Source organism: Haemophilus paraphrohaemolyticus (assembly GCF_002015045.1).
GTDB lineage: Bacteria > Pseudomonadota > Gammaproteobacteria > Enterobacterales > Pasteurellaceae > Haemophilus_A > Haemophilus_A paraphrohaemolyticus.
In genome coordinates this window covers 376,512-388,461 of the sequence record NZ_MUXX01000012.1, presented here as the reverse complement: position 1 = coordinate 388,461, position 11,950 = coordinate 376,512, and the positions used below count along the sequence as shown (strand labels likewise).

Here is an 11,950-nt window from a genome sequence, read left to right as displayed (position 1 = left end):
TTTTTAAGTGTAATTTCAGGAAGGACTTTTTTATCTTTTAATGTTGTGCGGTCATATAAACAACCTTCTACGTTTTTATTGGCAAAATCAGCTGTTTTTTCATTATGTTTCTCCAAATGTAATAAATTTAGCCGGGTTCTATCGGATGTGATCTTCTTTGTCTGTGATCTTGATAACAAAAAAGCCTTGCTTTCACAAGGCTTTGAGGTCATTTTGAAATGAATTGAAATAGGATGAAAAGCTGGGTTTTTATTCCCACTCAATCGTCGCTGGCGGTTTTCCACTTATGTCATACACCACGCGAGAAATACCATTCACTTCGTTGATGATGCGGTTGGAGATTTTGCCGAGTAAGTCATACGGCAGATGAGCCCAATGTGCAGTCATAAAGTCGATAGTTTCGACAGCACGGAGGGAAACCACCCAGTCATATTTACGACCGTCGCCCATTACGCCTACGGATTTCACCGGTAGGAACACGGTGAAGGCTTGGCTGACTTTGTAATACCAATCCGCATTGTGTAATTCTTCAATGAAGATAGCATCTGCACGGCGTAATAAATCGCAGTATTCTTTTTTCACTTCGCCTAATACACGCACACCTAAGCCTGGGCCTGGGAATGGGTGGCGGTTGATCATTTCAGCCGGTAAGCCTAATGCCAAGCCGATTTTGCGTACTTCGTCTTTGAACAATTCACGTAAAGGTTCAACTAAGCCAAGTTTCATATAGTCTGGTAAGCCACCCACGTTGTGGTGCGATTTAATCACGTGGGCTTTGCCGGTTTTGCTAGCGGCAGATTCGATCACGTCTGGGTAGATCGTGCCTTGAGCCAACCATTTTACGTTAGGGTGTTTTTTCGACACATCGTCGAACACGTCTACGAACACTTTACCGATGATTTTGCGTTTCACTTCCGGTTCATCCACACCTGCCAATTCGCTTAAGAAGCGATCTTCTGCATTTACTCGAGTAATATTCAAGCCAAATTTATTGCCGAACATTTCCATCACTTGATCGCCTTCGTTTAAGCGAAGTAAACCGTTATCTACGAAGACACAGTGCAAGTTTTTGCCAATAGCTTTGTGTAATAACAACGCTACAACAGAAGAATCTACACCGCCTGATAAGCCTAAAATTACTTCGTCGTTGCCCACTTGTGCTTTAATACGTGCGACGGCATCTTCAATGATATTTTCTGCCGTCCATTTGGTTTCGCAACCACAGATGTTCACCACGAAGTTAGTTAATAATGCCAAACCACTTTTCGTGTGGGTCACTTCTGGGTGGAACTGTACACCGTAGAAACGACGGCTTTCGTCTGACATTGCGGCAATTGGGCAGGTTGGGGTAGTCCCTGTTACTTGGAAATTTTGAGGTAAACGAGTCACTTTATCACCGTGGCTCATCCAAACGTCTAATTTTGGCTCAGAAGCGGTCGAATTATCGTTTAAATTTGCAAATAAGCTGTCGTTTGCTTGTAAGTTTACAGAGGCATAGCCAAATTCACGATGGTTTGATGTTTCAGTTAAACCTCCAAGTTGCATTGCCATAGTTTGCATTCCATAGCAAACGCCTAATACTGGTACACCAGCATTAAATACATATTCAGGTGCACGAGGGCTATTTGCTTCAGTGGTACTTTCTGGGCCACCAGAAAGAATAATACCCGTTGGGGCAAATTCACGAATTTGTTGTTCGGTTACATCCCAAGCCCAAAGTTCGCAGTACACGCCAATTTCACGTACGCGACGTGCAATCAGTTGAGTATATTGTGACCCAAAGTCGAGGATCAGGATTTTATGGTTGTGAATGTTTGTCATGGTTTTCTCTTTAAGTAAGGTTATTTTAATTTGTTAAATTTAGCATTTTTAAGTGGTTACAATTTGTAATCATTTCATTTCCATTATTTTTTAATGAGCGTGTAATTGTTTAATAATCGCTAAAATTTCCAGCATATTTTTACCGCAATATTCCGCGCGGGATTGGTCAATATGCATACGTTTTTCTTCATAAGCAATCACGGGAATGCCGGCTGCTTGGGCGGCTTGAATGCCGAAAAAAGAATCTTCAATGGCAACCGCACTTTTAGCCTGCACGCCTAGTTTTTCCAACGTGTAATTGTAAATCGTTGGATCAGGTTTACTACGTTTAAACTGCTCACCGCTGACGATAAAATCAAAGTGCTGAATAATACCACATTCCGTCAGAATGTTTTGAATATGCTCCAAGCGAGAAGAGGACGCCACGGCTAATTTAATTTGGTTTTGCTTGGCGAACTCGATGATTTCCAAAATATCCGCACGGAAAATAGAACGCTAATCTACGGTGCTGAAAAGTTGTTTGAAGAAATCAAAATAACGTTGTTTGATTTCTTCCAACGGCAACGATGAACCGATTAATTTTTTCACGATTTCAGGAATTTCGCTCAAGCCTTTGCCCACCACTTCTGAACGCTCAAAGGGCGTTAAAGTGCGATCGTATTCTTTGATGTTTTCAATAAACTGGGCTTGCAAGTCGTATTCTAAAAATTCAGTATCGACGATTACACCGTCCATATCGAAGATGATGGCTTGTTGCATTGTTTATCCTTCTAAAATTAAAAAGATTAATAATCTAATCACATAGCTTTTCAGGATTTTTTTTGAAAAACTCCCAGTTATTATTTAAATTGCAAGCTGGTTCATATCCTAAATTACAGCTATCAACTATATATTTACTAGCACTAATATATATAAATATTTTATGCGATGAATTATTGCGCCAGCTAGGAGAATCACAAACTTCCATAATACCTATTTGATATAAAGCCTGCCCTTTCTTCTCGTCTGATACTTTTTCATATAGTGCTTTAGCCTTTGAGCTATCTTTTAATACTCCTTTACCATATTGATATAATCGTCCCAGATTATAATAAGCCAGAGTAAAGCCTCCTTCAGCAGACTCTCCATAATATTTTCTTGCTAAACTATAATTTAGGTTTACTCCATAGGCATGTTCATAAAGCCACCCTAAGAAATTTAGCATTCTTGGATCTTTTTGTTTACTGGCTTTTTCTATGATTTGATATAGTTTCTTTTCATGTTTATCATTGCTATTCATATGTTTATATTTATTTAGATAATCCGCTCCTTGCTTACGTAGATTATCCATATCATTTTTCATTAAGTATTCTTCTAATTGATAAAGATGGTGATCTTTTTCTATATTTTCTTTGTCTTTACACAGGTTTTCTTTACGATTAAAACTACAAATTTTTTCAATATATGATATGGCTTTTTCATATTCTTTTTTATCGGTATATATCTTAGCTAGCTTTATAGTTGCATCTACATTTCCTTGTTTAGCTGATTTTTCATACCATTCTATTCCTACGCCATAATCTTGCTTCAACTTTCCGCCATTGTAATATTGTTCTCCTAAGTTAAATTGAGCGACAGCATTACCATTTTCAGCCTCTTTACGAATTTTAGCAATTTCTGCATCTTCACAACCCAGTAGGAATAATAGTAAAAGAAAAGATAGTTTTTTCATAAATTATGCTCTTAGCTACTACATATATTAAAAAAGAGCGGTCAATTTTCCCAAAACTTTTGCAAAATCAACCGCACTTTAAACAACAAAAGGTGGACTAAAGCCCACCTTACGGATTAGCCCATACGATAGTTTGGTGCTTCTTTAGTAATCGTTACATCGTGAACATGGCTTTCTTTAATACCTGCACCACTGATACGAACGAATTCCGCTTTCGTGCGTAATTCTTCGATGGTTGCGCAGCCAGTTAAGCCCATGCAAGAACGTAAGCCACCCATTTGTTGGTGAATGATTTCTTTTAAGTAACCTTTGTATGGAATACGGCCTTCGATACCTTCTGGTACCAGTTTGTCTGCCGCGTTATCTGATTGGAAGTAACGGTCTGATGAACCTTTCGCCATAGCACCTAATGAGCCCATACCACGGTAAGATTTAAATGCACGACCTTGGTAAAGTTCGATTTCACCTGGTGCTTCTTCAGTACCTGCGAACATAGAACCAACCATTACACAGCTCGCACCAGCAGCGATGGCTTTTGCAATATCGCCAGAGAAACGGATACCACCGTCAGCGATAACTGGAATGCCACGCTCTTTTAATGCTGCTGCTGCATCTGCGATAGCGGTGATTTGTGGAACACCTACGCCAGTTACGATACGAGTTGTACAAATTGAACCAGGGCCGATGCCTACTTTCACTGCGCTTGCGCCTGCGTCTACAAGTGCGATAGCACCTTCAGCAGTCGCTACGTTACCCGCAACGATAGGTAAGTTTGGATATTTTGCTCGAGTTTCACGAACGCGTTGTAATACGCCTTCTGAATGACCGTGAGAAGAGTCAATTAACAATACATCTACGCCAGCTTTTACTAATGCATCAATACGTTCTTCGTTACCAGGACCAGCACCTACAGCCGCACCGACACGTAAACGACCGAATTCATCTTTACATGCGTTTGGTTTTTGTTCCGCTTTTTGGAAGTCTTTAACGGTGATCATGCCTTTTAATTTGAAAGCATCATCTACTACAAGTACTTTCTCTACGCGGTTTTTGTGCATTAATTCTAAAATCGTTTCACGGCTTGCACCTTCTTTTACGGTGACTAAGTCTTCTTTTTTCGTCATTAATTGTGAAACAGTTTTACTTAAATCTTTTACGAAACGCGTGTCACGACCAGTGATGATACCGATTAAGTTATTTTCAGCATCAACAACAGGGTAGCCAGCAAAGCCATTTTTCTTCACCATTTCGGCAAGTGCCGCAAGGGTTAAATCGGGAGAAACAGTCACAGGTTCAGAAACAATACCGCTTTCAAATTTTTTCACTTTACGAACACGATCTGCTTGGCGTTCGATCGTCATATTTTTATGAATAAATCCAATGCCACCTTCTTGCGCCAAAGAGATCGCAAGTTTGGTTTCCGTTACGGTATCCATTGCCGCAGAAAGCATTGGGATATTTAAGCGAATTTCTTTAGTGAGTTGAGTGGAAAGGTTGGCAGTGTTTGGAAGCACGGTAGAGTGTGCAGGGACGAGTAGAACATCGTCAAAAGTAAGGGCTTCTTGTTTGATTCGTAAAGACATTTGCAATAGTTCCTTAATAAAATAAAAATTGTGCCAGAAATTATTGCGGGCGAATTATACAGGGCTTTTCTGCTCCTGTAAATCATAAAAATGCAGAATTAAGCAATCGTTTGCTGGTTCTCAAATGCTTAGGGAAAATGCGTAGAAAAATTGTTTAAAGAATGTAATAACTATTAAAGAAATCAACTTATTTACTTGAATAGCGATAAATAGTCCTTATTATGGTACACTAAGAAATTAACAGACAGCGTTTTATAGAGAATAAGGCAGAATGGGAAGAAAACGTAGTGCCAGCTCGTCACGTTGGTTGGCGGAGCACTTTAAAGATCAATTCGTGCAGAAGGCACATAAGCAGAAACTGCGCTCTCGGGCGTATTTCAAATTAGACGAAATTCAAAAAACAGACCGCTTGTTTAAACCAGGAATGACCGTGGTGGATTTAGGCGCAGCACCAGGCGGGTGGTCTCAATACGCTGTTACGCAGATTGGCGAAAAAGGGCGTATTATTGCCTGTGATATTTTAGATATGAATCCAATTGTTGGGGTAGATTTCTTACAAGGTGATTTCCGTGAAGAGAGCGTGTTAAATGCACTGCTTGAGCGTGTAGGTGATGATATGGTGAATGTGGTAATGTCGGATATGGCACCGAATTTTAGTGGAATGCCATCGGTGGATATTCCACGTGCAATGTATTTAGTGGAATTAGCGTTAGATATGTGCCGTCAAGTATTGGCACCCAAAGGCAGTTTTGTGGTCAAAGTATTCCAAGGTGAAGGTTTTGACGAGTATTTGCGTGAAATTCGAGCGATGTTTAGCACCGTAAAAGTCCGTAAACCAGAGGCTTCGCGTGATCGTTCACGAGAAGTTTATATTGTGGCGACGGGCTATAAAGGCTAATCTTCATTTTTTATTTTTCTAGTTATTTCTAGTAGTGTAGGGGCTTAATCTTGAACGATTTTGTGAAAAATATCATCCTTTGGGTAGTGGTTGCAATTGTATTGATGACTGCCTTTGAAGGTTTCAATTCAAACTTTGGCAATAATGCCAATAACTCGGTGGCATATTCGACTTTCTTAAATGATATTCGTACGAATACATTAAAAGATGTAGATATGACGAACAACAGTGAAACGATTAACGTGACCAAAAAAGATGGCACAAAATATCAAACTGTGATGCCAATGTATGACCGTGATTTGTTAGCTGATTTATCTAAAACAGATGCAACGGTAACAGGTCAGCCAGAAGAACGCCGCGGATTATTAACGCAAATCTTAATTTCGTGGTTCCCAATGTTGCTTTTAATTGGCTTCTATGCGTTCTATATGCGTCAAATGCAAGGCGGTGGCGGTAAAGGTGCATTTAGCTTTGGTAAGAGCAAGGCGAAAATGCTGACTGCAGATCAAGTTAAAACCACTTTTGCAGATGTTGCCGGTTGTGATGAAGCGAAAGAAGAAGTAGGTGAAGTAGTCGATTTCTTGCGTGATCCAAGCAAATTCCAAAAATTGGGCGGGCGTATTCCAAAAGGGATCTTGATGGTTGGTCCACCAGGAACAGGTAAAACCCTGCTAGCGAAAGCGATTGCGGGCGAAGCCAAAGTGCCATTTTTTACAATGGCTGGTTCAGACTTTGTGGAAATGTTTGTCGGTGTAGGAGCTTCTCGTGTGCGTGATCTTTTCGAGCAAGCGAAGAAAAACGCCCCTTGTATCATCTTTATTGATGAAATTGATGCGGTCGGTCGTAAGCGTGGTGGTGCAGGCTTCAGCGGTGGACACGATGAACGCGAACAAACCTTAAACCAAATGTTAGTGGAAATGGACGGTTTTGAAGGTTCGGAAGGTGTGATTATTATTGCAGCAACTAACCGTGCTGATGTATTAGATGACGCATTAACCCGTCCTGGTCGTTTCGACCGCCAAGTAACCGTTGATTTGCCAAACGTGAAAGGGCGTGAGCAGATTTTGCAAGTTCACTTGAAAAAAGTACCGCTTGCAGAGGGTGTAGACGCAATGCAAATTGCGCGTGGTACCCCAGGTTATTCAGGGGCACAATTAGCGAACTTAGTAAACGAAGCTGCGTTATTTGCCGCACGTAAAAATCGCCGTGTGGTGACCATGGAAGATTTTGAGCAAGCCCGTGATAAAATCAATATGGGGCCTGAACGTCGTTCTAATACGATGACAGAAAAAGAGATCATCAACACCGCATACCACGAAGCAGGGCACGTTATCGTGGGTTATTTAATGCCAGAACACGATCCGCTGAACAAAGTTACCATTGTGCCGCGTGGTCAAGCATTAGGCTTTGCCCAATTTTTACCAGAAGGAGACCGCGTAAGTGAAACGTTCACTAAGTTAGAAAGCCAGCTTTCTACCTTATTTGCAGGGCGTATTGCAGAAGGTTTGATTTTCGGTGAAGATAAAATTACCACAGGGGCTTCGTCTGATATTCATCGTGCAACCCAAATTGCACGTGCGATGGTAACGCAATGGGGTTTCTCGAAAGAGCTTGGTCCAATCTTCTATCAAAATGAAGATGGTATGGGCGCAATCAAAGGTGTTTCAGAAGAGTCGCAAAAATTGATTGATACGGAAATGCGTAAGATCATTGACCGTAACTACAACCGTGCGAAACAAACACTGGAAGATAATATGGACATCTTACATGCAATGAAAGATGCGTTATTGAAATATGAAACCCTTGATCGCAAACAGATTGATGACTTAATGGCTCGCCGTCCCGTGGGAGAACCGTCTGGTTGGAACGATAAACCAACGCAAGGTTCATCACAAAATGATAAAATAGAAGCGACGGAAAAACCTGTTCGTTCCGACTTAGATTGTGAGCCAAAAGAGGGCGATATAGCGGATAATTCATAATTATTCCTTACATTTAGCAAGCCAGAAGAGTGATACTTCTGGCTTTTCTTTTGCCGAATAATTGACAATAAATTTTTACTCTCTAAAATAAGCTGCTCGGAATTGTGAATTATTCGCAATTCCGTTCTTTTATTTAGGAAGTAGAATGAATTGGCAAACAGAATTAAATAACAGTTTTTCTTGGTTAATGAGTGCGTTGGTTTTCCTTTTAGTAGGATTATCCATCGCACTCTCTTTTTTGCGTAAAACAAAATTTGGCAAGCAATTTTGGCGAGTAGCACAGCCTGCTTGGGTGGCAAGTCATAAAGGGAAAACGTTAGGGCTGATTATTTTGCTCTTACTTTTTGTACTGTTAGAAGTGCGGATTAGCGTGCTAAATACCTATTTCTACAACGGCTTATATAAATCTTTACAAGATAAAGCGGTCGATGCGTTCTGGTTTTTTGCAGGCATTAATGCTTTACTTGTATTGGTTAAAATTACCCATTCCATCGTGAACTATCTGATCACGCAAGCCTTTGAAATTAAATGGCTTGAAAAATTGAATGCCGAAATGCTTAATCGTTGGCTCGATCATAAAAATTACTATCTCCTTCGTTACCAGAAAGATCTGCCCGATAATATCGACCAACGTATCGAACAAGATACTTCAGCCTTTATTTCTGGTACGGTTTCAGCGGTAAAAGGCGTTCTCAATGCGATTGTTGCGACCATTGAATTTACCATTATTTTATGGGGATTGTCAGGGGTATTGATGCTGTTTGGCTTGGAAATTTCAAAAGGTGTTGTCTTTTTTATCTATATTTTTATTCTTGTTGCAACCGCTTTTTCAGTTTGGATCGGTCGTCCACTGATTCGTTTGAATTTTAATAAAGAGAAGTTGCAAGGGGATTACCGTTATTCGCTTATTCGCGTGCGTGAAAATGCGGAAAGTATCGCTTTTTATTCGGGCGAAGAAAAAGAGCGAAGCCATTTGCACGAGCAGTTCAACTTTATCATTCAAAATCGCTGGGAGATTGTACGAAGAATGTTAGGGTTAGACGGCTTTAACACGGGCGTAACCCAAACAGCGATGATTTTACCGCTTATGTTGCAAGCACCTCGCTTCTTCGCTGGGCAGGCAACACTTGGCGATATGCATCAAACCGTTCAATCGTTTAACCGTTTGATGCGCGCCTTGTCGTTCTTCCGTTTGTTTTATGAAGAATTTACGCTGTATCAGGCAAGATTGAACCGCCTTTACGGTTTCTTTACCACACTTGATCATTTGGATAGCCTTCCGAGCCAGCCAACTTATCCTTGTACAAAAGGGTTTTACTTACGTGACTTTGGAATCAAGGATGCAAGCGGTCAAATTTTGCTTTCAAATATCAATATTGAACTGCAGGCAGGCGATGCGTTGTTAATTCAAGGGGCTTCTGGTGCAGGAAAAACCACATTGTTAAAAGCCTTAGCGGGAATTTATCCATTTGAGACTTTTGGTGTGGCAGAGCAGGCTTGTTTAGATAAGCCGCTGTTTTTACCGCAACGCCCTTATATGCCAGAGGGAACATTGCGTGAGGCAATTTGTTATCCAAATTTGAAGGTCACTGATTTTGAAATTCGTCAGGCAATGGAAGTCTGTTCATTGGATAAATATACTAATGCATTAGATGTGGATATGGATTGGCAAGCTACGCTCTCACCAGGGGAGTTACAACGTGTTGCTTTTGTTCGTATCGTGTTGGCAAAACCACAATTGATTTTCTTAGATGAAACGACATCAGCATTAGATGAACCAACGGAGGAAATGTTATATCTCACTATTAAACATTGGTTGCCAGAGAGTATTATTATCAGCGTGGGGCATCGTTGCACGCTTCAGCAGTTCCATAATAAGCAGATAACCTTAGGTAAACCACGCTTTGAATGTGCGTATAGCTAATTTATCTGCAAGCGGTTAAATTTTTTCGACCGCTTGCAAATTATGCTAGATTTTCGCCGTTTTTTTTGACATAATACTCCCCGTTTTTTGTCTATTTTTAGATGGAAAACGGATTTTATTTTTAACACTAAAACACACATCTATCATCAAACTGGAAATTGGGGTGCTACTTTGTGGTCGGTTTTCTAGGATAGATGGAGGCTAAACCCCGTCTTGTCTTTCATAAGTGGCAAGGCAAACAACTTTAAAGGAAAATTCTTATGGCACAAGTTTCTATGCGCGATATGCTTAACGCAGGCGTTCACTACGGTCACCAAACTCGTTACTGGAATCCAAAAATGAAACCATTCATTTTCGGTGCTCGTAATGGTGTTCATATCGTAAACCTTGAAAAAACATTACCATTATTCAACGAAGCATTAGCAGAATTAACTCGCATTGCAAGCAACAACGGTAAAGTATTATTCGTAGGTACAAAACGTGCAGCGTCTGAAGCAGTTAAAGCCGCAGCAGTAGATTGCCAACAATTCTACGTAAACCACCGTTGGTTAGGTGGTATGTTGACTAACTGGAAAACAGTACGTCAATCAATCAAACGTTTAAAAGATTTAGAAGCTCAAACTCAAGACGGTACTTTTGACAAAATCACTAAAAAAGAAGCGTTAATGCGTACTCGTGAGTTAGAAAAATTAGAGTTAAGCTTAGGCGGTATCAAAAACATGAACGGCTTACCAGATGCGATTTTCGTAATCGGTGCTGACCATGAACACATCGCTATTAAAGAAGCAAACAACTTAGGTATCCCTGTATTTGCTATCGTTGATACTAACTCTACACCAGATGGCGTAAACTACATCATCCCAGGTAACGATGACGCAACTCGTGCGATCCAACTTTACTTAGATTCAGCAGTAGCTGCAATCAAAGAAGGCAAAGGTTCAAACGTTGAAGCTGAATTAGCAGCAGACGCAGAATAATCGTTATTTTGAAATAAGGCATAGCCCTTAAATCATCTGAGAGCAGGGGCTGAAAAGTAATCCCTGCTTTCTCTTATCTAAAATTCATTTCTGAGGAATAGTAAAATGGCTGAGATCACAGCATCATTAGTAAAAGAACTTCGTGAACGTACTGGTGCAGGTATGATGGAATGTAAAAAAGCGTTAGTTGAAGCGAACGGTGATATTGAATTAGCGATCGACAACATGCGTAAATCTGGTCAAGCTAAAGCAGCTAAAAAAGCAGGTAACACTGCAGCTGAAGGCGTTATCTTAGCACGCGTTGCTAACGGTTTCGGTGTTTTAGTTGAAATGAACTGCCAAACTGACTTCGTAGCAAAAGATGCAGGTTTCGTAGGTTTAGCGAACGAAGTTGCAGACTACGCAGTAGCAAACAAAGGTATCTCAATCGAAGAATTAGCAGCGAAGTTCGAAGAACAACGTGTTGCATTAGTAGCTAAAATTGGTGAAAACATGACTATCCGTCGTGTTCAATACTTAGATGGTCAAGTAATTGCTCAATACTTACACGGTGCGAAAATCGGTGTATTAGTGGCTGGTGAAGGCTCTGAAGAAGAATTACGTAAAGTAGCAATGCACGTTGCAGCTTCTAAACCTGAATTTGTAAACCCAGAAGATGTTTCAGCAGATGTGGTTGAACACGAACGTCAAATCCAAATTGACATCGCAATCAACTCAGGTAAACCAAAAGAAATTGCTGAGAAAATGGTTGAAGGCCGTATGAAGAAATTCACTGGTGAAGTTTCATTAACTGGTCAAGCATTCGTAATGGATCCTTCACAAACTGTAGGCGACTATTTAAAATCAGTGAATACTAAGGTAACTAACTTCATCCGTTTAGAAGTAGGTGAAGGTATCGAGAAAAAAGAAGAAGATTTCGCAGCTGAAGTGGCGAAAATCACTGGCGGTAACGCTTAATTCTTTCTCTTATGAGAACTAAAAAAGCAGGCTTTATGCCTGCTTTTTTTCATGGTATTAAGGCTCCTCTATGGCTAGTACGTAAAAAAGACGAACT

At 40.4% G+C, this 11,950-nt stretch carries 8 protein-coding genes and 1 pseudogene; 5 read left to right on the top strand and 4 right to left on the bottom strand.

Features of this window, described 5'->3' with window-relative positions:
* Positions 1 to 249: 249 nt before the first annotated feature.
* From guaA to guaB, 4 genes and pseudogenes are all read right to left on the bottom strand, one after another.
* The gene (gene guaA / locus B0184_RS07410) at positions 250 to 1,821 is read right to left on the bottom strand and encodes a glutamine-hydrolyzing GMP synthase (RefSeq protein WP_005709963.1); all 1,572 of its coding nucleotides are present in this window, start codon (positions 1,819 to 1,821) and stop codon (positions 250 to 252) included.
* 90 nt (positions 1,822 to 1,911) lie between these two features.
* Positions 1,912 to 2,580: pseudogene (locus tag B0184_RS07405) on the bottom strand (HAD family hydrolase).
* 34 nt (positions 2,581 to 2,614) lie between these two features.
* Positions 2,615 to 3,532, bottom strand: coding sequence for a tetratricopeptide repeat protein (locus tag B0184_RS07400; protein WP_005710013.1), 918 nt, complete (start codon positions 3,530 to 3,532; stop codon positions 2,615 to 2,617).
* Positions 3,533 to 3,648: 116 nt separating this feature from the next.
* On the bottom strand, positions 3,649 to 5,115 hold the full coding sequence (guaB, locus tag B0184_RS07395; RefSeq protein WP_005709890.1) for an IMP dehydrogenase: 1,467 nt from the start codon (positions 5,113 to 5,115) through the stop codon (positions 3,649 to 3,651).
* A 271-nt stretch (positions 5,116 to 5,386) separates the two neighbouring features.
* Between guaB and rlmE the strand changes: the two genes are divergently transcribed.
* The 5 genes from rlmE to tsf all read left to right on the top strand — a co-directional run bounded on the left by rlmE (position 5,387) and on the right by tsf (position 11,853).
* Positions 5,387 to 6,013, top strand: a complete 627-nt coding sequence (gene rlmE / locus B0184_RS07390; protein WP_005709996.1) for a 23S rRNA (uridine(2552)-2'-O)-methyltransferase RlmE — start codon at positions 5,387 to 5,389, stop codon at positions 6,011 to 6,013.
* 50 nt (positions 6,014 to 6,063) lie between these two features.
* Positions 6,064 to 7,995 (top strand): ATP-dependent zinc metalloprotease FtsH, encoded by a 1,932-nt coding sequence (gene ftsH, locus B0184_RS07385; protein WP_005709854.1) that lies wholly within the window; start codon positions 6,064 to 6,066, stop codon positions 7,993 to 7,995.
* Between the two features lie 145 nt (positions 7,996 to 8,140).
* Positions 8,141 to 9,919 (top strand): ABC transporter ATP-binding protein/permease, encoded by a 1,779-nt coding sequence (locus B0184_RS07380; RefSeq protein WP_005709954.1) that lies wholly within the window; start codon positions 8,141 to 8,143, stop codon positions 9,917 to 9,919.
* A gap of 260 nt (positions 9,920 to 10,179) precedes the next feature.
* On the top strand, positions 10,180 to 10,896 hold the full coding sequence (gene rpsB, locus B0184_RS07375; RefSeq protein ID WP_005706354.1) for a 30S ribosomal protein S2: 717 nt from the start codon (positions 10,180 to 10,182) through the stop codon (positions 10,894 to 10,896).
* Between the two features lie 105 nt (positions 10,897 to 11,001).
* A complete protein-coding gene (gene tsf / locus B0184_RS07370; RefSeq protein ID WP_005710032.1) occupies positions 11,002 to 11,853 on the top strand; it encodes a translation elongation factor Ts in 852 nt (283 codons plus the stop codon).
* The last annotated feature ends 97 nt before the right edge of the window (positions 11,854 to 11,950 follow it).